Below are 25,008 nucleotides of genomic sequence, written 5' to 3' on the forward strand. Positions count from 1 at the left end.
AAGACAATTTTGAATACAACTAATGCGTGTAAGTGCGTATAATTTACTTTCTAGTTCCCAAATCTCTTCTTAATACATCTATATAAACTGCAAGAACTATTATTGAACCTATTAAAACTTGCTGCCAAAAAGAACTAACGTCCATCAAATTTAGACCATTTCTTAAAATTCCCATAATCATTACACCTGCAAATACTCCTAAAACTGTACCTCTACCACCAAAAAAACTTGCGCCTCCAATTATGCATGCAGCGATCGCATCAAGTTCAGATTGAAGTCCAGCGTTGGGATAACCCGAGTCAGTTCTGCCAGCTAAAATTAAAGCACCAATGCCAGATAGAAATCCACATAATGAATAAACTATAACTAAAATTTTGTTAACATTTATTCCTGATGCCCTAGCAGCATTTGGGTTTCCTCCAATTGCATAAATCCATTTTCCAGTTTTGCTATGATTTAAGAAAATCCAAAAAATTATATATACAATTGCAATTAATACTAAACTTACAGGAAGGTACTGCGATTTTTCTAATCCTAACCATTGAAGATCAATTCTTCCATGACCCAGGTACCTAACTTCGTCTGTAAAACCACTTATAGGGGTTCCACCAGAGATTAGGTTTCCAGTTCCTCTAAATATATAAAGTGTACCTAAAGTCATTATAAAAGGATGAGGCATGCGAAGTAAGGTGATACCAAGACCATTAAATAGACCACACAAAAACCCTGCAATCAAAGGTGTAATAACCACAATGTACCAAGGCGCTCCAGCTTTAGCAACTACAGCTAAAATCATTAACGATAACATCATGATTGAACCGACTGAAAGATCTATTCCAGCAGTCACAATTACCATAAATACTCCCAAAGCTAACATCGACTGCCAAGATATTTGTTTAAAAACGTTAGTTACATTTCTCCAAGATAAAAAAACATCTGGTTGTAATATGTGCATAACCAAAATCATAATTACTAATAAAAGAAGAATTCCATATTTTTCTAAATATGGCATTAGTTTCAAATGAAGACTTACAATTTTTTTATCTTTATCTTCCATATTTATTTTTTTCCCATAATCCAACCAATCACTTCATCTCTAGAAGTATTTGATAGACTTGCTTCTGCAAAATTTGTTCCCTGAAACAAAGCCATTACTCTGTCACATACTGTAAATATATCATCCATTCTATGACTTATTACAATCACTCCAACACCTGTTTTTTTTAAACTATTAATCAAATCTAATACTTTACCCACTTCTTTGATTGCTAATGCAGCAGTTGGTTCATCCATAATTACTACTTTAGCATTAAAAGCTGTAGATCTGGCTATTGCAACAGCTTGTCTTTGACCACCTGATAGTTCCTCCACTTTTTGATCTGCACTTTTTACATTTATTTTTAATTTATCTAGGTGAGCATTTGTTAATTCTTTTATTTTATTAAAGTCTAATAATTTTATAAATCCTAAATTTTTAGTGGGTTCTCTTCCAAGAAATATATTTTCTCCTATTGGTAAGTTACCTGCTAATGCGAGATCTTGATAAACCATTTCTAATCCTAAGTTTTGAGAGTCTCTTGGACTTTCTAAAATTTCCTCTTTACCCTGAAAGAATAATGAGCCTGCACTAGGTTTATAAAGACCAGATAATACTTTCATCAAAGTTGATTTCCCAGCACCATTATCTCCAACAACACCTAAGCATTCTCCCGCGTGAACTTTTAAGTTTACATTCTCCAAAGCTGTTATGGTTCCAAAATATTTTGTTATTCCTTTTGCTTCTAGTAGTGGATTAGTAGTTGATGACATAAATTATAAAATTATTAAAATATCAATTAATTGCAACTGGTTTTGAAGCTAATAATCCTACTGTCTTTAATTCAGCCTTTTTACAAAATTTAGGTTTTAAATTTTTTGATATTAAATGCATGTCCTTTAAAACTATGTCCCCCATAGCAAAAAAAGCCTCTGTCAAAGCTCCAGCTCTGTGTGCTGAAAACAAAATATTTTTAACTTTTCTGATTGGGTCATTTTTTCTCACTGGCTCCTCAGGAAATACATCTGTAGCTACATAAATATCTCCCTTTTTAACTCTCTTGATCAAGTCTTTAAAATTTACAACTGCTGCTCGACTCATCAATATAAATAATGAGTTTGTTTTCATTTTATTAATTAAACGTTTGTTTACTAAATTTTTATTTTTAGTTGTTACTGCTGCTAATACGTAAATAATTTCGCACGTTTTAAACATATTATTTAAGCTAACTGGATTAAATCCAAAGCTTTTAATTTTGTTCTTAGACAACCAAGGGTCATAAACATTTATATCTTTAGTAAAAGGCAGCAACAATGGATATAACGATTTTGCTAGGTCGCCAAATCCTAATAATCCAATTTTTTTTCCTGATAAAAGTGATGCTTTTAAATTACTTTCTAATCCATATTTCTCTTTACCTTTTACAAAATCAAAATGAGCATTATGAATATTTCTTAACAAAGAAAGTGTCATTCCTAATGCAATTTCTGCTACAGGCTTTGAAAATACTGGAGAGGTTGCAATTACATAAATTCCTTTTTGAGAACAATAAGTATAATCAACATTGTTCATAAAATTACTTTCAACATTTATTATTGCTTTTAATTTTTTTGCTTTTGACAAAATTTTTTTATCTAAGTCTGGCTGACCCATTATGAAAGTAGCTTTATTAATATAGTTTTCATAAAATTGTCTTTTTTTTTTATTAGGTGCTATTAAAACTTTATATTTTGTTTTTAATTCTTTTAATTTTTTTTTTGTAAAAATCAGATCCAATGTTCTTGGAAAAGGATCAGATATAACAATTGGTTTTGACATTTAAATTAAAATTTTTTTTACTTCTTCTTCAGTAAATTTTTTTGGTCTATCACATATTGTTTCTATTTTTTGAGGAGTCCCTGTGTTAGCTGCCCTCATGGTTGACTCGATTATATCTAATACATGTAAAGATAAATCACCTGAACACCTATGTTTTTTGTTTTTTTGAATAGAATATAACATTTCAGATAAACCAACACTCCGATAGTTTGCATTTGTAGCAGCTTCATTTGATCTTCCACTAGATGAGGTTATGTTTATTTTTCCTAAATGCATCTTGTCTGTTTTATGTTCACCCCATTTTCCACCTTCTGTAACAGAAATAAAAACAGAACCCCCAAACATATTGGGATCTGGAACAATAATCGATCCTTTTGTGCCATAAAGCTCCATATGGTTTCTTTGATGATTAATTACATCAAATGAGAGTGTTACTTGAATTATAGCACCACTGTGAAATTGGATTGTCGCTAAATATGTTGTAGGTGTTTCCACTTTAAATGATTTGTTTTTTTTAGGTCCCACTCCATAAATTCTCTTTTTAAAAGCAGTTAATGTTCTTCCTTGAACTTGTTTTGCAGGTCCAAGTAAATTTACCAATGTTGTAAAAAAATATGGTCCCATATCGATTACTGGACCTCCTTCTTTTTTATACCAAGACTCAGGTTTTGGATGAAAAGACTCTACTCCAGGAAATGCGAAAATTGCATTACCAAGTTTAATCTCTCCAATCAAATCTGAATCAATTAATTCTCTAGCTTTTTGAATTCCTCCACCTAAAAATGTATCTGGAGCGTTTCCAAGATAAAGTTTATTTTTTTTTGCTAGAGAGACTAGTTCTTTACCTTTTGCAAAATAAGTTGCTAGTGGTTTTTCTGAATAAACATGTTTACCTGAGTTCAAAACTTTTTTTGATACTGAATAATGAGATTGTGGAATTGTTAAATTTAAAATAACTTCTATTTCATTATCTTTTAAAATTTCTGAAACTGTTTTAGATTTAATATTGTATAATTTTGCACATTTATCGGCTGCTTTTTGATCAATATCTGCACAGGCAATTATTTTAAAATTATTAAAATATTGTTGCCCTCTAAAGTATGTCTCGGCGATGTGACCACAGCCTATAAGACCGACCTTAAAAATTTTATTCATAAAGATTTATACGCCTTGTCTTTGTTTATCTTTTCCTTCTTTATAAAGTTTTAAAGCCTCTTCATTTTCTTTAGTTTTAGGAATTTCAAGTGTTGGACTGTCCCAAAAAGCAGAACCCTCAACCCACTTATAGGCATGAGTTTTAATTGAAATAACGTATGTTACATCAGATGCTTTTGCTCTTTTAAATGCAGCTTCAAGATCTGAAATTGAATTAACATGTTCTGATTTAGCTCCCATACTTTCTGCGTGTTTTGCAAAATCAACATCAACTAATCCAGGAGTATTAGAGCTCTTTAATAAGTTATTATATTCTTTACCACCTTTAAATAATTGAAGTCGATTGATAACTGCAAACCCACCGTTATCACAAACTATAATTATTAATTTATTTTTTGTAATAACTGATGAATAAATATCTGTGTTATTTAAAAGATAAGAGCCATCTCCTACAAAAGAAATTACTTCTTTATCTGGATTTGCCATTTTTATTCCAAGTGCTCCTGAAATTTCATAACTCATACAACTAAAACCCCACTCTGTTTCATGAGTATTTAATTCTCTAGGTCTCCAAACTTGAACAACTTCACCAACTAAGCCTCCTGCTGCGGTAACTGCTATATCTGTTGGGTCAGATTTTCTATAAATTGCACCAATTACCTGGACATAACTTGGAACTTCTTGATTTGTTGGCGCACTCTCTTTATCTATATGATCATTCCATGATTTGAGTTCAATTTGAGATTTTTTATTCCATTCTTCTCCAGCTTTCCAATTACCTAATACTTGTGAAAGCTCTGTTAATGAAACTTTAGCATCTCCAATAACAGCTTGCGCTAAATGTTTGTTAGCATCAAATCTTGATACATTTATTGAAACTAGTTTAAAATTTTTGTTTTCAAAATTTGCCCATGATCCAGTTGTAAAATCTGCAAGTTTGGTTCCAACTGCAATTGCTAAATCTGTTTCTTTTGCTAAAGTATTTGTATTTTTTCCACCTAAACCACCAATTTGACCTGCAAAATGAGAATGGTCTCTTTTCATTGTAGAATATCCCATTACAGTTTGCGTAACTGGTATATTATGTTTGATCGCGAACTGACTCAACTCCTCCATTGCATCTGAGTAAAAAACCCCACCACCTGAAATTATAATTGGATTTTTAGATGACTTAATTTTTTCTGCTGCCTCTTTAATTTGAAATTCATCTGGTCTTGGTCTTCTAATTGTATGTACTCTTTCTTTAAAAAACTCTTCTGGATAATCAAAGGCTTGACCTTGAACATCTTGGCTTAAAGCAATACATGCTGGACCACAGTCTGCAGGATCTAACATTGTATGAACTGCTGCTGGGAATGATTGAATAATCTGTTCTGGTCTAGTTATTCGATCAAAATATCTTGTAACTGGTTTAAACGCATCATTAGCTGTTATTCCAGGATTATTAAAATGCTCAACTTGTTGCAACACCGGATCTGGCATTCTGTTTGCATAAGTATCTCCTGGTAGAAACAAAATAGGTAATCTGTTACTCAAAGCAACTGCTGCAGCTGTAACCATATTTGTTGCACCGGGCCCAACAGAGGATGTTGCTACAAAAATTTGTTGTCGTCTTTTTGCTCTAGCATAACCAATTCCAGTAAGAGCCATATTTTGTTCATGGTGTCCTCTATATGTTGGAAGTTCTTTTTTACTTTCTTCTAGTGCTTGACCTAAACAAGCTACATTTCCATGTCCAAAGATCCCAAAGACACCTGGAAATAACGGTTCTTTTTTACCATTAATTAATATTTTCTGAGCAATCAAATATTTTACTATCGCGTGAGCACATGTGAGAGTAATTTTTTTCATTAATATGTTTATCTTTTAATATGTATAGTGTTTATATATAATTCTATTTATAAAATAAAAAACCTAACTAAGTAAACTTAAAAATAAATTCTATGTACGAAAAATTTGGACAATTCATTGATGGGAAGTGGCAACAAGCAGAAAAAAAAGAAACTTACGACGTAATCAACCCTGCAACAGAAGAAGTAATTGGAAAAGCATCAAAAGCTTCATCTATTGAAGTACAAAAAGCATTAAAGTCTGCAGAAAAAGGTTTGGAAGTTTGGAAAAATACTGCGCCATGGCAAAGAGCTTATGTACTTAGAAAAATTGCAGACATGATGAGAGAGAAAAAAGATGTAATAGCAAAATGGTTAACTCTTGAAGTTGGAAAGCCTCTTGCAGAAGCTGTTGGTGAAGTAGGTGGTGGAGCTGATATTTTTGAGTGGAATGCTGAAGAAACAAAAAGAATTTATGGTCAAACACAACAAAGTAGATTTCCAGATACTAGAGTTCATGTTTACTATCAGCCCGTGGGAGTTGTTGCAGCTTTAGTTCCTTGGAATTTCCCAATAGTTTTAGCATCTAGAAAAATTTCTACTGCTTTAGCTGCAGGATGTTCAGTAATTTGTAAACCAGATGTAATTACTCCTGGCGCTGTAATGGAATTAGTAAATATTTGCAAAGAAGCAGGTGTACCAGATGGTGTCGTTAGTCTTTTGTCGGGCGATCCTGCTGAAATTTCAAATGAATTAATGGAATCGGATATAATTAAAAAAGTTTCAGTTACTGGATCAACTAGAGTTGGTAAAATTATTTTAAAAAAAGCAGCTGATAAAGTTCAAAGAGTTACTATGGAACTTAGTGGACACTCACCTTTTATTGTGTGTGAAGATGTAGATATGAACAAAGTAGCTGATATAGCAATAACTGGTAAATTTAGAAATAATGGTCAGGTCTGTATTTCACCTAATAGATTTTATATCCAAGAGAACAGAAAAGAGGATTTTGTTAATGCTTTCATTGAAAGAGCAAAAAAATTAAAAATTGGAAACGGTATGGACGAGGGTGTGGATCTGGGCCCTTTAACTACTGCTAAGAGATTAGAGGAAATAGAAAGACTAGTTGAAACTACTAAAAAGGAAGGAGCTAAAGTGTTAATGGGTGGACAAAAACCCTCTGGTTTCAATAAGGGATATTATTATGAACCAACAGTCTTTGATGACGTTAAAGATAATTTTACAATCATGAAAGAAGAGCCTTTCGGTCCACTAGTTCCAATTTTAACTTTTAAAACTTTTGATGAGGTAATTGAAAGAGCAAATGATAATGACTTAGGACTATGTAGTTATTTATACACTAACTCTATGGACAAAGCTCACATTGGATCTGAGAAATTAGAGTCAGGTTGTGTTGCAGTTAATACTGGAGTTGTTGCTATTGCTGAGGCACCTTTTGGAGGAATAAAACAAACTGGTTATGGACGTGAAGGTGGTTCAGGTGCGATAAAAGATTATCTAAATGTGAAATACACTCACATGGGTTTAAAAATCTAAAAATGAGAAAAAATAAAATCAAACAAATGATGAAGGAAGGTAAGCCTGTAATCAATGGTTGGTGCGCCATTCCTAGCACAGCATCTGCTGAAGCAATGGCTCATCAAGGATGGGATTCTCTTACAGTAGATATGCAACATGGTTTAGTTGATTACAGTAATGCACTTCCAATGATGCAAACAATATCAACAACAGATGTAACTCCTTTAGCTAGAGTTAACTGGAATGAACCAGGTCAAATTATGAAAATTTTAGACGCTGGGTGTTATGGAATTGTTTGTCCAATGGTAAGCAATAAAAAAGAGGCAGAAAATTTTGTTCAAGCATGCATGTATCCACCTGATGGCTACAGAAGTTTTGGCCCTATACGAGGGCTAATTTATGGTGGAGCTGATTATGCTGATCACGCTAATGAAGAAATACTAAAATTAGCAATGATAGAAACAAAAGAATCTTTAGAAAATCTTGATGAGATAATGTCTACACCAGGTGTCGATGGTATTTATATTGGCCCAGCAGATTTAAGTTTAGCAATAGGTGAAAAACCTGGTTTTGATAGGTCAGAGACTACAAAAGCTTATTCTGAAATTTTAAGAATTTTAGAACATGCTAAAAAAAATAATATTTTTGCTGGAATTCATAATGGTACTACAGAATATGCTACCAAGATGATTGAAAAAGGTTTTGATTTTGTGACTATAGCATCTGATTTAAGAGCTTTAAGTGCTGGCGCTAAAGCCACAGTAGATAAAATGAAGGGTTCTTTATCAAAAAAAGACGATAACTCAACTTACTAATCAAGTTGTTCTAAAAATTCCTCGAATTGTTTTTCTTCTAAATTAGAAGATTGTTTTTTTCCAGGAAATTTTCCATTCATTGAATCTTTTTTAAAAGCCTTTAGAGCCTTTACTCTTTCTAGTTTTATTTCATTTCTAAGTCTCAATAAATTTCCATATGCTTTTGAATGTCTTGGGGGATTTTCTGTGTCGCCACAGATATCTTCCATAAATAAATACATTACATCAGCGTTTTTACCCGAACCTAATGAAACAGTAACTATGTCTGTACGCTTTGAAATTTCACCCATTACGTTTTCAGGTATTACTTCACACTCTGCCGAAAAAGCACCTGCGTCTTCTAATCTTTTAAATTTTTGAAAAAGTTCGTAAGCTTCATCAGCAGTTTTGCCAACTGCTCTTAAGCCACCAATCCAAGTAGATTTTCTTGGAACTAAACCTAAATGACCCATTACTGGAACATCTTCCTTAGCCAACATTTCAACTATATCCATACTTCTTGGTGTCATAACTGCATCCGCACCATTCTCTAATGCTTTAAAAGCTCCACGCACAATATCTTCTACAGTTACAAACTCATTCAACACCAAAGCAGCTGTTAAAAATAAATTTTTTGAACCTTCTCTTACAGGAAGTATATTTTTTGCATTTGATATAATCATATCAAAGCCTGCTTTTTCGGCTGCTTCGGCTTCTTCAACACTATTCGCTGTAACTTGTGTAAATTTTCTTTTTCCTTTTGCTGCTTTTAAATCCCCAACAGTCAAAGTTCGTCTTGCCGGTTTAGCAGCCCAAGTATAGATATTCTTCATTTAATTCCTTTATATAGAATATCTCTCCTATCAATAAATTCCTCAAAGGTTTTAATGGTAATTACTGAAGGTAAAATAAATATAGATCTCTTGTCCCTCTCGTTTCTTATAATTCTAAAATAACCTTTTTTAATTGCAGTATCGATATAAACATTTGAGGTTAAATATGATTTTTCAATTACTTTAAGCAATTGATTTTTAGTTATTGATTTATTTTTGTAATAAGCAAGCATAACCATATGTAACATTATCCAATGTTGTGGGGTTAAAGAAAACCAATTCAATAATTCATTAGCTAATCTTCCTTCAAAATCTCCAAGTGATATTTCGGCTAATTGAATCCTTTTTTGAGTAAGTTTTGGAATTTTTTTTTGTTCTTCGAAGTGCTTAGGATACTTGAACTGTCTTTTCATTTAAATAAATTTAAACTCATTGAGTTTTCTATTCAATACTATTTTTACTTAATAGTTCTTTATAAATGTTATTAACTCTATGTACTTCTGTTGCGGTATTAAAATAACCTTCATATTCTATTTCTTCAGGTGATACATCAAAATGATAATGTCCTGCATCTCTGTCATGTTCGTAAGAATGAAAATGAGTATGTTCACCAGACTCTCTTAGATTTAATTCTCCTCCAGTAGGATCACCAGTCCAAAGAATAGAATAACATTGTAATTTTGGTCCAACCGGTTCATAAAATTGAAGAAAATCTTTTACACATTTCATTTGTTTTGGATCATAATACTCGTGTTTAATATCTTTATAATCAGGTTGCACATGCGATCTAATTTTTCCATTTAATACTCTAAATACGCCAGCAAGAGACAAATGTTCATTATCTTTAATTTTTAAATTTTTTGATAAAGAAGACCTCATTGCTTGAGGCAAAGAACCTTGTTCTCCATTTCTACCTTTAATTTTAATTTTAATTACTTTTCCTTTTTTGCCGTCTGTATAATAAATGTTTCCAAGTCCACCGTGTTTTTTTGCAGAATACTTTTCAACAATACATTTTTTGTCTGGACTCACTCTTGCTATTATTGATTTAGACTCATCAGTTATCAAATTTTCATTAATAACTAATTCTCCACAATGACCATCTAAACATGACATTGCACCTGATCCAGCTCCTAAAGCATAAGATTTTTCAGAATCAATCATTTTAGATATTTCTTGATAGTCAAACTCTGCACCAATAAATTTTGGATCATGCATATAAGGCTCTCCGCCAACATCTATTATTTTTTGATTTCCACTAATTCCTTCTGATGGACAATCCCAATCTCTTAGATTTGGGCAATCTACCACTTCTACCTCAACGTTTTTGAAATTTTCAGACAATCCTTTTCTTAACGCATCTGAAATATCTTCTAGTAGATAATTTTTAAAAGTTCCTTTTTCTATTTTTAATTGCATGATGATAATAAGCTATAATTTATTTTGCATATTGTCTATAGATAATATATATAATTTCTATACATAAATAATTTTAAATAAGGTAACGATGATTAACAAAGATTTGAAAGTAGCTGTCCTTGGTGCAGGAGCGATGGGCTGCTTATTTGGTGGTTTGCTTGCAGAAAAAGGTTTAAATGTAATTTTAATTGATGTTTGGAAAGAGCATGTTGATGCAATTAATAAAGATGGTTTAAAGATGGATGGACATGGCGGAGATCGAGTAATAAAAGTTAAAGCCACTTCAGATCCATCTTCGTTAGATAAAATAGATGCTGTAATAGTTATGTGTAAAGCAACTGCATTAGAACCAGCTCTAAATAGTATTAAAAATATTATTGGTGAAAAAACAGTCTTCATGTCTTTTCAAAATGGTATCGGTCATGAAGCAATTATTCAGAGTATTGTGGGTAATGAAAAAGTAATTGGTGGGACAACTACTCAAGCTTCAAATATTTTAGGACCAGGTCATATAATGAATCATGGTTCGTTACCATCTTGGATTGGTGAATATGAAGGAGGAATAACAGAAAGAATTACAGAAATAGCTGACACTTTTACTGCACATAATTTGGAAATGATTGCGGCTGAAGATGTAAAAAAAAGAAAATGGATGAAACTTTTTGCTCTAACAGCAATTGGACCTTTATCTGCAATTTTTGATCTTCATCATACCGACTTGTATATAAACAACAAAGCAAATGAAGTATCTCGTGGTTTAGGTAAAGAAATAATTTTAGAAACTAGAGAAGTTGCACTTGCTGATGGTGTAAATGTTTCTGAAGATGAATGCTTATTTATGTTTAATAAAATTGTAGATTCAATGCAAACTAACAAGTCATCAATGGCTTTTGACGTTCAATACAAGAGAAAAACTGAAATAGACTTTATTAGTGGTGCGGTTTCAAAAATAGGTAAAAAACATGGTGTTAAGACGCCATTAAATGACCTTATGTATAAAATGATTAAAGTGAAAGAAGGTATGTACAGCTAAATGCTTAGTACAAATAAATTAAAAAAAATCAAAAGTAACTTTCCAGTTTTAGTTGGTGACAATGTTGTTTCTAAAAGTATTTGTAATTTATTAATTAAAGAAATTAGTAAGTCTAAATCATTTGATGATATGATTATGGGTGGTAGAAGCAGAATAAATAAAGGTTCGAAAAATTTTAATTCATATATTAAAAACTCAGTTAACTCTGCAAAACTTTTTAAGCTTTTTAATAGTAAGTCTTTTTATAAAAAAATTGAAAATCTTTTCACAAAAAATTTTAAAGATGGATCGTGGGTTAATTTACATAAACCAAAATCCTTTAATCCTAAAAAGTTCACTATTAAAAAAAAATTAAATTCCAATGAATTAAAAAAAATGTTGGGTAATAATTATACTAATCCTAAAGTAAATTTAGATATAGATTTTTCAGTATCAAAAGGAGGGTATAGATTAAGGCCTCATAGGGATGATATAACTAGGTTATATAATTTCTTAATTTATCTAACAGACATACCAAAAAAGAATGGCGGCTCTCTAACTATCTATAGGAAAAAGATTAAAAAAAATTTAAGAAAAAGTTTTAGAAGATTTCCAAAAATAAATGAGCTAGAAATAGTTAAGTCTTTTACACCCAAAAAAGGAACTGTTGTTTTTTTTCAATCTACTCCAAATTCCTATCATGGAGTAAAGCGCTTTATAGAGAAAAATTGTCCAAAACGTTTTTTTATTTATGGAAGTTATGCTTTAAACAAACCAGTTATATGGAATTATAAAGGAATCTCGTATTATCCTCATATAGTTAGTAACAAAAAAAGAATGTTGACCTCTTTTCATGACGCGAACTATTTAACCACAGCACCAAACCATTGAAATTATTTCAATGATAAAATAAATTTTAACAATGACAAATACTTTTCAAAAAAAATTATATGAGAATGGTTACTTAATTGTTAAAAATATACTTAACTATAGAAGAGACTTAAAACCAGTTCTTAATGATATGGAATTTGTCATGGATTGTCTCATTCAAAAGTATGCAAAAAAAACTGAGGTTAAAAAAGTTCTTAATCTAAATTTTAAAAGAAAATATTCATACATATCAAAACTTAATATTTATGATCTAGATCAATACTTTAATACAAGATTACCTAGAGACCATGTTAAAAGAGATAGTGATTATTTCGCTACTCAATCATTATGGAATTTAATTACAAATAAAAGTATTTTAGATGTTGTAGAAAAAATTTTAGGCAAAGAAATAATGTCTAACCCTGTTCAAAATACTAGAATCAAACAACCTGAAAACAAATTACCAAAAGGATCAATTCATGACGGCTTAAGTGGTAGAACACCATGGCATCAAGACGCTGCAGTTTTGAATTCTAAAGGACAAAAATTAACTGATATGGTTACAGTATGGATTCCTTTCACCAAAACTACTAAAAAGAATGGATGTATGATTACAGTAAAAAAAATTAATAAAATGGGATTATTAAACCACGTATCAGGATATAGAGGACAGGTGGAATTAAAAAATAGTGAATTACTTGATGATATGGAACACATTTATTTAGAGGCAAATGTGGGTGATATAATTTTATTGCACAAGCATTCTATTCACTGCTCATTACCGAATAGATCAAATGATTTTAGAATTAGTGCTGATTTGAGATATAATGTTGCAGGACAACCATCAGGTAGGGAGCCGCTTCCAAACTTTTATGTTAGAAGTAAAAATAAAAAAAATCTTATAGTTCAAAATTTTAAACAATGGTTATCTCTGTGGGAGAACGCTAAAGAAAGACGTATTGGAAAACATGCATTTAAGTATCCTCTGCCAACGTATAAGAATAATAAAAGAGATTTGTCTAATTTAGTTTAATATTTAAAAAAATTAATGACTAAAATTTTAATTACAGAATTCATCAACCAAAATAGTTTACAAAATTTAAATAAAAAATTTGATGTTATGTATGATGAAAAATTGTGTGAAAATGAAAAAAAACTAATAACAATGGTTCAAGATTATGATGGTTTGATTGTTAGAAATAAAACTCAGGTAAATTCAAATATTTTAAAAAATGCAATAAAATTAAAATTTATTGGAAGGCTGGGTGTTGGTTTAGACAATATTGATACAGAATATTGCAAAAATAAAAATATTCATGTTCAACCAGCTACAGGCATGAATGCAGATTCTGTTGCTGAATATGTTGTTTCTTCATCCATGTCTCTTATTAAAAAAATTCCAATGTTTCATAACGGAACTATCAAGGGTGAATGGCCAAGAACAACCATTAAATCTACAGAAATAAACCAAAAGTATTTAGGAATAATAGGATTTGGCACAATTGGAAAAAAAGTTGCTGAGTATTCTTCAAAAAATGGTTTAAAGATTTTAGTGTACGATCCTTATGTTAAGGAAATAAATAATAAAGAAATTGAAGCTAAATTATTAAGTTTAAAGGAGATATATGAAAAATCAGATATCATTTCCATACACCTCCCTTTAACTGATGAAACTAAGAATTTGATAAATAAATCGTCATTTTCTCAAATGAAAAATAAACCGATTTTAATAAATACCTCTAGAGGGGGTATAATAAATGAGAGTGATTTAATTGACGCTTACAATAAAAATAATATTTCTGGCTTTGCTCTAGACGTGTTTGAAAAAGAACCAATAGAGAGTGAATTTTACAACAAGATAAAGCCAGGTATGAATTGTATATTAACACCTCATATTTCTGGTGTAACAACTGAGTCAAACATTAGAGTGAGTGACTTTATAGTTAAAAAAATTACAGATTATTTTAACTAATTATTTCTTCTAGATTTATTAATCGACCTTGTTTTATTGATTGCTCTGCAGCCTCTCCCACAGCAACAGCAATTAACCCATCTTCTAATGAAACCTCTGGATCTGAATTATTTTCAATAGCTTTCAAAAAAGCTAAGTGTTCGTAGTAAGTAGATCCATGATGGTGGCCGGCCTCAAGAATTTTTTTATCTACTTCAATATTTTCGATATGTGTTTTACCATCTCTCATTCCAATTCTTATATTTGATGAGGTTTTACCTGAGTCATCGGAGGGCACTGAAGTTTCAATTTTTCCTTTATTTCCAGTGGCTACAAGCTCTTCTTGCATGTCAGAATTTTCTGCAAACATACAAAGCTCAAGCAAACTTCTTGCCCCATTTTCAAAATTTACAATCACATAGGCATTATCAATGATGTCTGGCTTTTTTCCATTATACACTTCATCTAAATGGTTAACGTCTTGACCACCACTTGCATAAACACTGAGTGGCTTACTCTGGACAATCAATCTCATTAAATCAAAGAAATGGCAGCATTTTTCAACAAGTGTACCACCAGTATTTTCTTCAAAACGATTCCAATCATTTACTTTTTTTAAAAAAGGAAATCTATGTTCCCTTATGGTTAAAGTTTTTAAAATACCAATTTTGTTATTATGAATTTCATTAATAAACTTTGAAACTGGCGGCATATATCTATACTCCATTGCAGTCCAAAATACTGAAGGATAATCTTTTGTAAGTTTTTTTATTTCTAAACAATCTTTTGTATTAGTGCATAATGGTTTTTCTACTAATATGTGTTTTTTAGTTTTGATTACATCTTTCAAGATTTCTAAATGAGTAAAGTTGGGGGATGAAATTAAGTATACATCAACAATATTTTTTTCAATCATTTCTAAATGATTTTTAAAACAAAAAATTTTTGTTTTTAGAATTTCTTTACACTGATTTAATGAATCTTCATGAGGATCAGCAAGTGCAACTACTTCAGCATTATCAATTAATGATATATTTAAAATATGTTCTCGAGCCATTGTCCCTGCTCCAATAATTCCATATTTTATTTTTTTCATATTCTGTTTGTATCAGTTTAATTTAAAAACTTAATCAATACTTAGCCCGCTTGGCACTTTATCTGGTTTACCTAGCGGTCTCTTATTTCCACTTCTGCCAGTTAAAGATTTGAGGAAAGAAACAAGTTCATCAATTTCTTTATCATTCAATTCTATAGGCTGTATGTCAATGCTTGATAGAATTCTATCTTGTTCTCTTTTGTCTGAAAAAGTTACAAAATCAATTTTTTCTAACCAAGGTGCTTTAGGTAAATTTGCATATTCAGGTTTCCAATTTTTATTCATTTTTATTGGATTTAAATGATGCTTTATTATTGATTCTAAAGTTGGATAAGCACCATTATGACCGTAAGGTGCAGTTAAAGAAACATTTCTAAGTGCAGGAGTTTTAAATTTATACATGTCATCCAAATCATCTGTTTCAACCATCCTTCCAACGTCACGTGCATAAGGATCAAAAGGTCTGGTTCTGCCTGGTCCGAATTGTGGAATTCCTATTGAATGAAATTTTTGATCAGACAATAAAGATCCAGAATGACATGAGCTACAATTAGCTTTGCCATAGAATAAATTCATACCTGCGATCTGATTTGAATTTAAAGCTGATTTATTTCCATTTAAATATTCATCAAATGGAGAGTCAAAAGAGGTCCATTCATGAATTTCAAAAGCTGCAATTGAATTTACTATATGTGTAATATTTATATCTAAAGCATTATCAACATCCTCAAATGCATGTTTAAACATTTCAACATACTCAGGTATTCCTCTTATTCTATGAGTGATTACCGGCCAAACTCTATCTATTCTCATACTGTCTTTACCAACTTTAGAAACAAGTCCTATAATTTCATTTTCACCTGGATTTCCAGCCATTTCAAATTGTCTTGTCATTGGAAACAAAGCTTGTACCGCAACTATATTATCAAGCCCTTTTGGAAGTAGTTCTTGCGCTGGTGTATTAAAACCATTGCTAAATATATCAGATTTAGTCACTCTACCGTCATGAAGCAATGTTGTAATATCTTTAAATCCTAAATTCCATAATGCTAAAGCATTCCTAGGAATACGTTTTTTAATTTTATCATCCCCTGTTCCAGCTGTTCTTTTTAATCCAATACCATGTCCTCCTTCACCAATTCCTAATGAAAGTCCATCTGAACCACCTAGATCATGACTATGGCAGGTTGCGCAAGCAATGTTTCGATTTGCAGATAAAATTTTATCATGAAATAAAAGTCTTCCAATTTTAACTTTTTCTATATCAACTTTATGAAAATCTTCACTCTTTAATGGTTTTGGTAAATCAATTGCGTAAGATTTATTTACTGAAATTAAAAATGGAATTATAAATATTATAATTTTTAAATGATTAAATATCTTTTTATACTGTTGTTTCTTCCATCCATAGTTTTTGCAGAAATAGAAAATGCTCGAGATTTGATGGAAGAAGGAAAATTTAAGGAAGCTATGGAAGAACTTATGCCAGCAGCTAGATCTGGTAATGCTGATGCTGAAGAGCTTATTGGAATTATGTACGCTATGGGTCTTGGTGTTGAAAGAGATGATGTTAGAGCTTTTGAATGGTATCTCAGATCTTCTATGAAAGGTCATCCTGGTGCCCAATCTGGTGTTGGTTGGTATTACGAAATTGGTAGAGGACTTCCTGCTCCCGATCTTGTTAGAGCTTATATGTGGTACGGTTTGTCTGCTATTGGTGGAGATCCTGATGCTGCAATTTCTCAGGAAGAAGTTATTAAAAAAATGACTCCTGAACAAATTGAAAAAGCTCATATTCTCATAAAAGATTATAAATCTTGGATATATCCTTTTAGATAATGAGGCGAAATTAAATTCGCCCCATTATATTAATTTAAAATTATAAATCTTTTTTGTATGCGCTCGATGCTTTTTTCTCTGCTTTAGCTACTGCTTTAGTTAAAGCGTTGAAAATTTCTTTTCCACCTTTAACATTAGCTTTAAACCAATCATACACTGGGCTAGCTTCTTTTTTAAAACTAGCTTTTTGATCAGGCGTTGGTACGTATAAATCTCCACCACCTGCTACAAAGTCCTCATAAGCTTTAATTGATTTTCTCTTAGGAGAAGCAAAAGTTGCTTGTTGCAAAGCATAGAAACCATCAGTCACTACTTTTTTTAGATCTGGTGACATTGACTCATATTTTGCATTGTTCATCCACCATAATGCTCCCATATAAGCATGACCGTCTAAAGTAACGTATTTTAAACCTGCATCAGGAAACTTCATGTTCATAATGTCAGTAATTCCATTTTTAGAACCTTCAACTACACCAGTTTGAAATGATGTAAATAATTCAGGCCATGGAATTGGAGTTGGAGATGCACCTAATGCTCTTACAAGTTCCTGAGGTAAATCAGCTACAACTGTTCTGATTTTTAAACCTTTCATGTCAGAAGGATTTGCAATTCTTCTTTTTGTGTTAGCAAAATTTCTCCATCCTCCAGTATTTCCAATTGTCATCAATCTAATTGAGTCATTGGAATCTTTTAGAGCCATTTTTCTCATTGTTCTTACAAAATCACCTTGCATTACATCTTCAGCAATTCTGTCATCAGCCATTAGATAAGGTAAGTCTAAAACTTGAACATATGGAAATACACCTGCAGCACCTCCAGAAGTAGAAATATAAATATCTATACTTCCGTCAGATACACCTTGTAAACATTCAGCACCTTTTGAACAAAGCTGCGTACCTACAAATAATTCTACAGCTATTTTTCCATTTGAAGCTGCTTCTACATAGTTTTTAAATACTACAGCACCATCATAATCTTCATCTTGATCATTAGAATTCATTGTCATTCTCAAGTTATAATCTGCAGCAGAAACAGATGCAGTAAAACTAATTAAGAATAATAATGAAAAAAATGATTTTATTATTTTACTCATAATTATTTCCCTCTCTTTAAATATTTATGTATATAAACTATACTTAAATTGATTTAGAGAGTCTATCGAGTAGTAAAAAAAAAATTATACTTATTTTGCGAAACCAGTAAGCAAAGGAATAGTCATCGATATTGATGGAAAATAGGTTATTAAAAAAATAACTATAGCTTCTACTGCTAAGAATGGCAATATAGCTTTTGCTATTGTTTCAACTCTTTCCCCAGATACAGAGGACGCAACAAATAATACAAGACCCATTGGCGGTGTTGCTAAACCAACTGTTAAATTAACAGACATAATAATTGCAAAATGCACAGGATGAACTCCCAACTCAACAAACACTGGTCCAAGAATTGGTCCCAAAATAATTATCGCTGGACCTGCATCTAAAAACATTCCAACAACAAATAATAAAATATTTATAAGAAATAACAAAACATATGGATTATCAGTTAATCCTAGGACGAATGCAGCAAGGTGCTCTGGAGCATGTGATAAGCTTACAACTGTTTTAAAAGCCATTGCAGCACCAACTAAAAGAAGAACTACTGAAGATACCATGGCTGCTTTTGTCATTACTTTAGGAACATCTTTCCATTTTAATGATTTCAAAACAAATAGACCGATGAACATTGCATAAGCAGCTGCTACAGCTGATGCTTCGGTTGGTGTAAAAATTCCTCCAAGTATTCCTCCTAAAATTATTACAGGTGTCATTAAAGGAAAAAAAGCTTTAAGAGATGCTTTACCTCTTTGGCTCCAAGTAGTTTTTTTTGTTACAGCAGGAAAATTATATCTCTTAGCCATAAATTTTATTGTGACCATCAAACTAACTCCAACTAAAATACCAGGTACAATTCCTGCTAAAAATAATGCAGCAACACTCTCACCCATCACATACGCATAAATAATCATTATCCCTGAGGGTGGAATTATGGGTCCAATTACAGAACTAGCAGCAGTGATAGCTGCTGCAAATTTTTTTGTATACCCTTGTTTTTCCATTGCAGGAATAAGCATTGATCCAATCGCCGATGTGTCAGCTACAGCTGAACCTGACAAACCAGCGAACAACATTGAAGTCAGCACATTGACATGGGCTAATCCCCCTTTTAAGTGACCCATCATCGCTTGACTAAATTCTACAAGTCGATGTGTTATTCCTCCTCTATTCATTAACTCCCCTGCTAACATAAAAAATGGGATTGCCATCAAAGGGAAGCTATCTATTCCATTATAAATATTTCTATAAAGCATAGCTCCATCTCTAGCTTGATCATTTAACCAAAGCAAAATTCCTGGTGCTGCTAACAATCCAAAAAATACAGGCAAACCAATTAACAAAAATATTAAAAACAATGGAAGAAACCAGACTAACATTATTGTGCCTCCAACTTTTGTTTATCGTAGTCTTCAGGTAAGTCTAATTTTGTAAAATTAGTAAGAATATTTCTTAAAATTAATTCTATGTTCACAGATATTAAAAAAATAATACCAACAGGCAAAGACATATACATCCAGGCTAATTTTATTGGTTCTGCTTTACCACCAATTAAATGAAAAGGAATTTTTATCGACGAGGAATTAAATATCCATCCAGCGTTAATATGTTTAAATCCTAATTCTAAACCAATAACTAAGACAAAAAGAGATACAATTAACAAAAACAAAGTTAAAAGAGTTGAAATAAGTTTTGGCAAAAATCTCTCTAATAAATCAATAGAAACAAACCCACCCCATCTATACGCGGAGGGTGCAATCAATCCTGTCATCCATAACATCAAAAATCTAGCAACCTCGTCAGGCCACGGCAGTGCATTATTTAATACATACCTAAAAAACACTTGTACCAAAATAACAATCACCATTAAGAGTATTGCTATCCATGCAAACTGTCTGCCAATTCTTAAAAAAAAGGTATTTATTTTCTCAAGGGTATTAAAAACAAATAGGAGAATATTAATTGTCAAATTCACAGCTAAATTTATTTTAAATATTTAATAAATACAACTTTAATCAAAAAACTAATTTACTTTATAGAATAATTCTCGTATTAAAATTGCTCTCTAAAAATTTTTTTACAATTATGAGTAATAAAAAAAAGATATTAATTATTCAAAAAGTCCACGAAAAAGGTATGGAATTAATCAATAATCATCCTAATTTTGATGTTGAAGTAACTGATGACACTTCTGTAGAAAATTTAAAATCAAAATTAAAAGATTGTGATGGCGCATCAATAAGAATTGCAAATCTTCCTGGAGAAGCATTTGAAGAGGCAAAAAATTTAAAAATTATTTCAAGACATGGTGTTGGTTATGACAATATCGATTTAAAAAAAGCTAAAGAAAAAGATATTAAAATAGCAATAACAGCTAATGCCAATGCTGTTACGGTTGCAGAACATGTAATGTTTGTTTTGTTAAATATTGCAAAAAGAAAAGACTTATTTGACAAAACAGTAAGAGAAGGAAATTTTAAAGACAGAAATAAATTACCAAAAACAATTGAAGTTTGGAAAAAAAATTTTTTAATTATGGGTTTTGGAAGAATAGGAAAAGCTTTAATCAAAAGATGTCTGGGCTTTGAAATGAATGTCTTTGTATATGACCCATTTGTAGACAAAGATAAAATTGAAGAATTAGGAGGAAAAAAAATAGAAGATCTAGCTGAGGCAGTAAAAACTATGGATTTTATTTCACTCCATATGCCTTTAACAGACAAAACAGAAAATTTAATAAATTATGATTTACTAAAAACAATGAAGAAAACTTGCATTATTATTAATGCAGCAAGAGGTGGAATTATTCATGAAGAAGATCTAGATAAAGCGCTCAATGAAAATTTAATTTTTGGAGCTGGTATTGATGTTTTTAAAAAAGAACCACCTGACGACAATAATCCACTTCTTAAAAATGAAAAAGTTTACTTAAGTCCGCATACTGCAGCTTTTACTGATGAGTGTATGACTAGAATGGGAAAAGAAACAATTCAAAACATTATTGATTTTTTTGAAGAAAAATTAGAAAAATCTAAAATTGTAAAATTATAAACAGCAGGGAATAACAAGCATACTTTAATTAACAGATTTTAATTTTTAAAGATCTGAATATTACTTTTATTTAAGGTCTCGGTTAAATATTTATAACCAATCTTTGCGTACTCAAAAGGATTTGCTTTTGCTGGGTCTTGCTCTGCTTCAACAACTAGCCAACCTGAATAATTTTTTTCTTTTAACACATCAAATAATGGTTTGTAATCAATACAGCCATCTCCAGGTACCGTAAAAGCACCCTCTAAAAATGCACCTCTAAAGCTCAAATCTTCTTTTAATGATTTATCTAAAACATTTTTTCTAATATCTTTGCAATGCATATGAATAACCCTATCACTAAAATTTTTTAATATTTCAAGAGAGTTACCTTGAGCAAATAGCATATGACCAGTGTCTAAAGTAAGTTTTACACTATCATCTGTATTCTCTAGCAATTTTATAGTGTCTTCTTCGGTTTCTATAACCGTCCCCATGTGATGATGGTAAGCAAGTGGCATGCCTTGATCTTGTAAATACTTGCCCATTTCCGAAATTTTTTTATAGTAATTTTTAGACTCTTCTTCATCCATTTTTGGTCTAGTCGAAAGCTTTTTGTCTGGATCTCCTTGAATCGATCCAGCAACTTCTGCAAAAACAATGCAAGGTGCATTACAATCTTTAAATAATTTCAATTGATCTTGTATAACTTTTTTTTCCTCTTCTACTGTATTTTTTCTTAAATTTGCACCATACCAACCAGAACAAAGGTTTAAGTTAAACTCATTTAATTTAGGAATTAATTCCTCTGACTTGTTTGGAAATTTTCCACCCGACTCTATACCAATAAATCCTGCCTGACTTGCTTCTAACAAACATTGTTCCAAAGATGTATCGCCCCCAAGTTCTGGCATGTCATCATTACTCCATGCTATTGGTGCTATTCCTAATTTTACTGACATAAATATTTTTTTTGCTAAGATATATTCAATGTTTAAATCAAATAAAACTAAAAAATTAAGTTTAGGAATAGTTGGGGGTGGTCCTGGATCATGGATTGGTCATGTTCATAGAATCTCATCTAGATTTGATGATCAATATGAAATAGTAGCAGGAGTTTTTTCAAGAAATGTAAAAATTTCTACTAAGTTTGGAAAAAGTATAGGGATTTCATCTGATAGATGTTACTCAAATTATAAAGATATGGCTGAGAAAGAAACTAAGAGAAAAGATGGAATTAATGTAGTTGCTATAATGACACCACCATCAAGTCATCAAATTATTGCTGAAAAATTTATTTCAAAAAATATAAATATAATTTCTGATAAACCTTTTGCAGGAAATTTAGATCAAGCAAAAAAACTTTTCAAATCAATTAAAAAAAATAAAAAAATAAAATATGCGCTAACTCATAATTATTCTGCTTATCCAATGGTGAGAGAAGCAAAAAAATTAATTGAAAAGGGTAAAATTGGTAAAGTTGAATATATTAATGTTGAATATATTCAAGATTGGTCTGGTGGAACAAAAATTAATTCAAAAAATGCAAAAAGAAAACTTAAATGGAAAATTGATAATAAAATAGTTGGAGCATCCGCTGTTTTAAATGAAATTGGAACTCATGCGTACCATCTAGCCTCTTATATTTCGGGTTTGAAAGGACAAACAGTTTTTGCAGATATAAAGCAAATATCAAAAAAAATTAAAATGGATGATAATGCGCAGGTTATGATCAACTTTAACAATGGCGCAAAAGGAATGTTTTGGACAAGTGTAATGGCAAAAGGTGGTGTTTATGGTTTAAGAATTAGAGTATTTGGTTCCAAAGGTAGTTTAGAGTGGGTTCAAAATGATCCAAATTATCTTAAATTAAATCCAGAAAAAGGTGCTGTAAAATTATTAGAAAGAGGATTTCATAATTCAGAATTTTCAAAGCAATTCTCTAGAATAAAATTTGGTCATCCAGAGGGGTACCTTGATGCGTTCGCTAATATTTATAAAGAGTTTGCCGATTCTTTGAAGAACAAAACAAAAAAAAGATACTTTTATCCAAATGAAGATGAGGGTTTAGAAACAGCAAAATTTATTAGTGCGTGTAAAATTTCCTCAAGAAAAAAAAGATGGGTAAAAATATAATTAATATTGCACTATTTGGACTTGGAAGAATTGGTCAAATGCACGCCAATAACCTGATAAATCATAAAGATTTTAATCTGAAATATATTTTTGATAAAGATCAAAAATTAACAAAAAAACTATCCAAAAAGTATAACTCTATTGATATTCAAAATCCAAAAATTGCATTTAAAGATAAAAATATCAAATGTATATTTATTGCATCAAGTACAAACACACACTTAAAATTTATTGAAGAAGCGGTTGTAAATAAGAAAGTTGTATTTTGTGAAAAACCTTTAGACCTTGATTTAAATAAAATTAACAAATGTAAAAAAAGAATTTCCAAATATAAACCAAAAATTCAACTCGGATTTAATAGAAGGTACGACCCAGCGCATAATTCTTTAAATCATAATTTACTCAAAGGTAGAATCGGTAAATTAGAAAAAATAATTATTACTAGCAGAGACCCGGAGCCTCCACCAATAAACTATTTAAAGACATCTGGAGGTATATTTAAAGATATGATGATTCATGATTTTGATTTAGCAAGATTTTATGCTGGAAATGATGAATTTGAGTCCATATTTGCTACTGGGCAACGTTTCTCGGATAGAAAACTAAAAAAAATAAATGATTTAGATTTAGCTACTGTAATTATGAAAACTAAAAAAGGAGTACAGTGTATTATTACTAATTCTAGGCATTGTAGTTTTGGTTATGATCAAAGAATAGAGCTTTTTGGCTCTAAAGGAATGATCATTTCAGATAATCAAAGAGATTTGGAAACAGTTTTGTATTCAAAAAATTCAACCGACAACAAAACTCAATTAAAAAACTTTTTTATTGAAAGATATTCTGAAGCCTACAAAATTCAACTGGATGACTTAGTAAAAATTTGTAAAAAAAATTCTAAACCTTTAGCTAATTTTGAAGATGGTAGAAAATCTCTTATACTAGCAGAAAGTGCAAAAAGGTCTTTAAAATCTAAAAAATTTGAAAAAGTTATATTTTAATTAAATTAAATTCTTTCAAACAAAGTTGAAAATAATTTACTTTTAACAAGATCACTATTTTTATAGAAGTTATGTTTTATGGTATTTAAATGCGCTTAAGTGTCTAGTAATAGTTGAAATTAATATATTTAAAATCAACATAACTAATATTTAATTTTTTCATTAATTGTTTTTCTTCTATAATGTTACTTTATAAAAAGGAGGTAACTATGGCTAAATTTATAGTAATGGGCAATTATACAGCTCAAGCTTTTAAAGGATTTATAGGTAATCCAGACCAAGACAGAGCTGCAGCAGCTACTGCTTTATCAGAAGCAGTAGGAGGAAAAATGGAATCTTTTATGATCACAAGAGGAGCTTATGATTTTGTAGGAGTTGTGAGTGGTAGTATTGGATTTGAAGGCGCAGCAGCAGTTAAGCTAGCAGTTGAAGCTTCTGGAGCTATAACAAATTTTACCATATTAGAAGAAATGGATATGGGTAAAGCTGCTGGCATGGCATCAAAGGCTATGGCTAATTATAAACCAGCAGGTTAAAGCTAGATTTTAAGTTAATTCTA

At 31.0% G+C, this 25,008-nt stretch carries 25 protein-coding genes; 11 read left to right on the plus strand and 14 right to left on the minus strand.

The features are described 5' to 3' along the window. Positions 1–43 precede the first annotated feature (43 nt). From ACTT88_RS04175 to iolD, 5 genes are read right to left on the minus strand one after another with little or no spacing between them, the layout of a single operon-like run. Entirely contained in the window at positions 44–1,057 is a 1,014-nt protein-coding gene (locus tag ACTT88_RS04175; protein WP_440908068.1) for an ABC transporter permease, read from the minus strand. 2 nt (positions 1,058–1,059) lie between these two features. Beyond that, positions 1,060–1,809: an ATP-binding cassette domain-containing protein gene (locus ACTT88_RS04180; RefSeq protein WP_440908069.1), complete on the minus strand. Its 750-nt coding sequence runs from the start codon at positions 1,807–1,809 to the stop codon at positions 1,060–1,062. A 22-nt stretch (positions 1,810–1,831) separates the two neighbouring features. Next, entirely contained in the window at positions 1,832–2,854 is a 1,023-nt protein-coding gene (locus ACTT88_RS04185; RefSeq protein WP_440908070.1) for an NAD(P)-dependent oxidoreductase, read from the minus strand. Continuing rightward, positions 2,855–4,009, minus strand: coding sequence for a Gfo/Idh/MocA family protein (locus ACTT88_RS04190; protein ID WP_440908071.1), 1,155 nt, complete (start codon positions 4,007–4,009; stop codon positions 2,855–2,857). A gap of 6 nt (positions 4,010–4,015) precedes the next feature. Beyond that, on the minus strand, positions 4,016–5,860 hold the full coding sequence (iolD, locus tag ACTT88_RS04195) for a 3D-(3,5/4)-trihydroxycyclohexane-1,2-dione acylhydrolase (decyclizing) (protein WP_440908072.1): 1,845 nt from the start codon (positions 5,858–5,860) through the stop codon (positions 4,016–4,018). Between the two features lie 92 nt (positions 5,861–5,952). Here iolD and ACTT88_RS04200 point away from each other — a divergent pair, with 92 nt between their 5' ends. Together ACTT88_RS04200 and ACTT88_RS04205 are read left to right on the plus strand one after the other, a co-directional pair. After that, positions 5,953–7,395, plus strand: a complete 1,443-nt coding sequence (locus ACTT88_RS04200) for an NAD-dependent succinate-semialdehyde dehydrogenase (protein ID WP_440908073.1) — start codon at positions 5,953–5,955, stop codon at positions 7,393–7,395. A gap of 2 nt (positions 7,396–7,397) precedes the next feature. After that, on the plus strand, positions 7,398–8,192 hold the full coding sequence (locus ACTT88_RS04205) for an HpcH/HpaI aldolase family protein (RefSeq protein WP_440908074.1): 795 nt from the start codon (positions 7,398–7,400) through the stop codon (positions 8,190–8,192). Here ACTT88_RS04205 and ACTT88_RS04210 read toward each other — a convergent pair. Genes ACTT88_RS04210 through ACTT88_RS04220 form a run of 3 tightly spaced genes read right to left on the minus strand, consistent with a single transcriptional unit; the run spans position 8,189 to position 10,423 of the window. Beyond that, positions 8,189–9,004, minus strand: coding sequence for a 3-methyl-2-oxobutanoate hydroxymethyltransferase (locus ACTT88_RS04210; protein ID WP_440908075.1), 816 nt, complete (start codon positions 9,002–9,004; stop codon positions 8,189–8,191). The two genes, ACTT88_RS04205 and ACTT88_RS04210, sit on opposite strands and share 4 nt — an antisense overlap. After that, complete coding sequence (locus ACTT88_RS04215) at positions 9,001–9,417, minus strand: MarR family transcriptional regulator (protein WP_023854035.1); 417 nt, start codon at positions 9,415–9,417, stop codon at positions 9,001–9,003. Before ACTT88_RS04215 ends, ACTT88_RS04210 begins: the two co-directional genes overlap by 4 nt. Before the next feature lie 28 nt (positions 9,418–9,445). Beyond that, a complete protein-coding gene (locus ACTT88_RS04220) occupies positions 9,446–10,423 on the minus strand; it encodes a DUF1907 domain-containing protein (RefSeq protein WP_440908076.1) in 978 nt (325 codons plus the stop codon). Positions 10,424–10,511: 88 nt separating this feature from the next. Here ACTT88_RS04220 and ACTT88_RS04225 point away from each other — a divergent pair, with 88 nt between their 5' ends. From ACTT88_RS04225 to ACTT88_RS04240, 4 genes are read left to right on the plus strand one after another with little or no spacing between them, the layout of a single operon-like run. Continuing rightward, on the plus strand, positions 10,512–11,456 hold the full coding sequence (locus ACTT88_RS04225) for a ketopantoate reductase family protein (protein ID WP_440908077.1): 945 nt from the start codon (positions 10,512–10,514) through the stop codon (positions 11,454–11,456). After that, entirely contained in the window at positions 11,457–12,326 is an 870-nt protein-coding gene (locus tag ACTT88_RS04230; protein ID WP_440908078.1) for a 2OG-Fe(II) oxygenase, read from the plus strand. Positions 12,327–12,357: 31 nt separating this feature from the next. Continuing rightward, complete coding sequence (locus tag ACTT88_RS04235; RefSeq protein ID WP_440908079.1) at positions 12,358–13,338, plus strand: phytanoyl-CoA dioxygenase family protein; 981 nt, start codon at positions 12,358–12,360, stop codon at positions 13,336–13,338. A 15-nt stretch (positions 13,339–13,353) separates the two neighbouring features. Then, a complete protein-coding gene (locus tag ACTT88_RS04240) occupies positions 13,354–14,277 on the plus strand; it encodes an NAD(P)-dependent oxidoreductase (protein ID WP_440908080.1) in 924 nt (307 codons plus the stop codon). Here ACTT88_RS04240 and ACTT88_RS04245 read toward each other — a convergent pair. Together ACTT88_RS04245 and ACTT88_RS04250 are read right to left on the minus strand one after the other, a co-directional pair. After that, entirely contained in the window at positions 14,270–15,352 is a 1,083-nt protein-coding gene (locus tag ACTT88_RS04245; protein WP_440908081.1) for a Gfo/Idh/MocA family protein, read from the minus strand. The genes ACTT88_RS04240 and ACTT88_RS04245 overlap by 8 nt on opposite strands. A gap of 30 nt (positions 15,353–15,382) precedes the next feature. Beyond that, positions 15,383–16,792: a cytochrome-c peroxidase gene (locus tag ACTT88_RS04250; RefSeq protein ID WP_440908623.1), complete on the minus strand. Its 1,410-nt coding sequence runs from the start codon at positions 16,790–16,792 to the stop codon at positions 15,383–15,385. On the opposite strand from ACTT88_RS04250, the gene ACTT88_RS04255 reads away from it, so the two are divergent. Then, on the plus strand, positions 16,721–17,191 hold the full coding sequence (locus tag ACTT88_RS04255; RefSeq protein ID WP_440908082.1) for a tetratricopeptide repeat protein: 471 nt from the start codon (positions 16,721–16,723) through the stop codon (positions 17,189–17,191). The genes ACTT88_RS04250 and ACTT88_RS04255 overlap by 72 nt on opposite strands. A gap of 40 nt (positions 17,192–17,231) precedes the next feature. On the opposite strand, the gene ACTT88_RS04260 is transcribed toward ACTT88_RS04255, so the two are convergent. From ACTT88_RS04260 to ACTT88_RS04270, 3 genes are all read right to left on the minus strand, one after another. After that, on the minus strand, positions 17,232–18,284 hold the full coding sequence (locus tag ACTT88_RS04260) for a TRAP transporter substrate-binding protein (protein ID WP_440908083.1): 1,053 nt from the start codon (positions 18,282–18,284) through the stop codon (positions 17,232–17,234). Between the two features lie 90 nt (positions 18,285–18,374). After that, entirely contained in the window at positions 18,375–19,664 is a 1,290-nt protein-coding gene (locus tag ACTT88_RS04265) for a TRAP transporter large permease (RefSeq protein ID WP_440908084.1), read from the minus strand. Beyond that, positions 19,664–20,254, minus strand: a complete 591-nt coding sequence (locus ACTT88_RS04270; RefSeq protein ID WP_440908085.1) for a TRAP transporter small permease — start codon at positions 20,252–20,254, stop codon at positions 19,664–19,666. The genes ACTT88_RS04265 and ACTT88_RS04270 overlap by 1 nt, the downstream gene beginning before the upstream one ends. A 116-nt stretch (positions 20,255–20,370) precedes the next feature. Here ACTT88_RS04270 and ACTT88_RS04275 point away from each other — a divergent pair, with 116 nt between their 5' ends. Then, on the plus strand, positions 20,371–21,336 hold the full coding sequence (locus ACTT88_RS04275) for a hydroxyacid dehydrogenase (protein WP_440908086.1): 966 nt from the start codon (positions 20,371–20,373) through the stop codon (positions 21,334–21,336). Between the two features lie 38 nt (positions 21,337–21,374). Here the strand turns inward: ACTT88_RS04275 and iolE are convergent, their stop codons facing one another. Beyond that, positions 21,375–22,277 (minus strand): myo-inosose-2 dehydratase, encoded by a 903-nt coding sequence (gene iolE, locus ACTT88_RS04280; protein WP_440908087.1) that lies wholly within the window; start codon positions 22,275–22,277, stop codon positions 21,375–21,377. A gap of 28 nt (positions 22,278–22,305) precedes the next feature. Between iolE and ACTT88_RS04285 the strand changes: the two genes are divergently transcribed. The 3 genes from ACTT88_RS04285 (at position 22,306) to ACTT88_RS04295 (ending at position 24,985) form a co-directional block, all read left to right on the plus strand. Beyond that, complete coding sequence (locus ACTT88_RS04285; protein ID WP_440908088.1) at positions 22,306–23,451, plus strand: Gfo/Idh/MocA family protein; 1,146 nt, start codon at positions 22,306–22,308, stop codon at positions 23,449–23,451. Next, positions 23,436–24,449: an inositol 2-dehydrogenase gene (iolG, locus tag ACTT88_RS04290; protein ID WP_440908089.1), complete on the plus strand. Its 1,014-nt coding sequence runs from the start codon at positions 23,436–23,438 to the stop codon at positions 24,447–24,449. The genes ACTT88_RS04285 and iolG overlap by 16 nt, the downstream gene beginning before the upstream one ends. A gap of 209 nt (positions 24,450–24,658) precedes the next feature. Then, positions 24,659–24,985 (plus strand): GYD domain-containing protein, encoded by a 327-nt coding sequence (locus ACTT88_RS04295; RefSeq protein ID WP_075504306.1) that lies wholly within the window; start codon positions 24,659–24,661, stop codon positions 24,983–24,985. Positions 24,986–25,008: the final 23 nt, after the last annotated feature.

Origin of the sequence: Candidatus Pelagibacter sp. (genome assembly GCF_052046145.1) — a bacterium.
In the GTDB taxonomy this organism is placed as follows: domain Bacteria; phylum Pseudomonadota; class Alphaproteobacteria; order Pelagibacterales; family Pelagibacteraceae; genus Pelagibacter.

Bases quoted from the DNA above. Each gene is read 5' to 3' on its own strand.
- ACTT88_RS04180 (WP_440908069.1), bottom strand. From the start codon at position 1,809: ATGTCATCAACTACTAATCCACTACTAGAAGCAAAAGGAATAACAAAA.
- ACTT88_RS04260 (WP_440908083.1), bottom strand. From the start codon at position 18,284: ATGAGTAAAATAATAAAATCATTTTTTTCATTATTATTCTTAATTAGT.
- ACTT88_RS04200 (WP_440908073.1), top strand. From the start codon at position 5,953: ATGTACGAAAAATTTGGACAATTCATTGATGGGAAGTGGCAACAAGCA.
- ACTT88_RS04295 (WP_075504306.1), top strand. From the start codon at position 24,659: ATGGCTAAATTTATAGTAATGGGCAATTATACAGCTCAAGCTTTTAAA.
- ACTT88_RS04175 (WP_440908068.1), bottom strand. From the start codon at position 1,057: ATGGAAGATAAAGATAAAAAAATTGTAAGTCTTCATTTGAAACTAATG.
- ACTT88_RS04185 (WP_440908070.1), bottom strand. From the start codon at position 2,854: ATGTCAAAACCAATTGTTATATCTGATCCTTTTCCAAGAACATTGGAT.
- ACTT88_RS04205 (WP_440908074.1), top strand. From the start codon at position 7,398: ATGAGAAAAAATAAAATCAAACAAATGATGAAGGAAGGTAAGCCTGTA.
- ACTT88_RS04235 (WP_440908079.1), top strand. From the start codon at position 12,358: ATGACAAATACTTTTCAAAAAAAATTATATGAGAATGGTTACTTAATT.
- ACTT88_RS04245 (WP_440908081.1), bottom strand. From the start codon at position 15,352: ATGAAAAAAATAAAATATGGAATTATTGGAGCAGGGACAATGGCTCGA.
- ACTT88_RS04225 (WP_440908077.1), top strand. From the start codon at position 10,512: ATGATTAACAAAGATTTGAAAGTAGCTGTCCTTGGTGCAGGAGCGATG.
- ACTT88_RS04215 (WP_023854035.1), bottom strand. From the start codon at position 9,417: ATGAAAAGACAGTTCAAGTATCCTAAGCACTTCGAAGAACAAAAAAAA.
- ACTT88_RS04240 (WP_440908080.1), top strand. From the start codon at position 13,354: ATGACTAAAATTTTAATTACAGAATTCATCAACCAAAATAGTTTACAA.
- iolD (WP_440908072.1), bottom strand. From the start codon at position 5,860: ATGAAAAAAATTACTCTCACATGTGCTCACGCGATAGTAAAATATTTG.
- ACTT88_RS04265 (WP_440908084.1), bottom strand. From the start codon at position 19,664: ATGTTAGTCTGGTTTCTTCCATTGTTTTTAATATTTTTGTTAATTGGT.
- ACTT88_RS04220 (WP_440908076.1), bottom strand. From the start codon at position 10,423: ATGCAATTAAAAATAGAAAAAGGAACTTTTAAAAATTATCTACTAGAA.
- ACTT88_RS04210 (WP_440908075.1), bottom strand. From the start codon at position 9,004: ATGAAGAATATCTATACTTGGGCTGCTAAACCGGCAAGACGAACTTTG.
- iolG (WP_440908089.1), top strand. From the start codon at position 23,436: ATGGGTAAAAATATAATTAATATTGCACTATTTGGACTTGGAAGAATT.
- ACTT88_RS04275 (WP_440908086.1), top strand. From the start codon at position 20,371: ATGAGTAATAAAAAAAAGATATTAATTATTCAAAAAGTCCACGAAAAA.
- ACTT88_RS04190 (WP_440908071.1), bottom strand. From the start codon at position 4,009: ATGAATAAAATTTTTAAGGTCGGTCTTATAGGCTGTGGTCACATCGCC.
- iolE (WP_440908087.1), bottom strand. From the start codon at position 22,277: ATGTCAGTAAAATTAGGAATAGCACCAATAGCATGGAGTAATGATGAC.
- ACTT88_RS04230 (WP_440908078.1), top strand. From the start codon at position 11,457: ATGCTTAGTACAAATAAATTAAAAAAAATCAAAAGTAACTTTCCAGTT.
- ACTT88_RS04255 (WP_440908082.1), top strand. From the start codon at position 16,721: ATGATTAAATATCTTTTTATACTGTTGTTTCTTCCATCCATAGTTTTT.
- ACTT88_RS04285 (WP_440908088.1), top strand. From the start codon at position 22,306: ATGTTTAAATCAAATAAAACTAAAAAATTAAGTTTAGGAATAGTTGGG.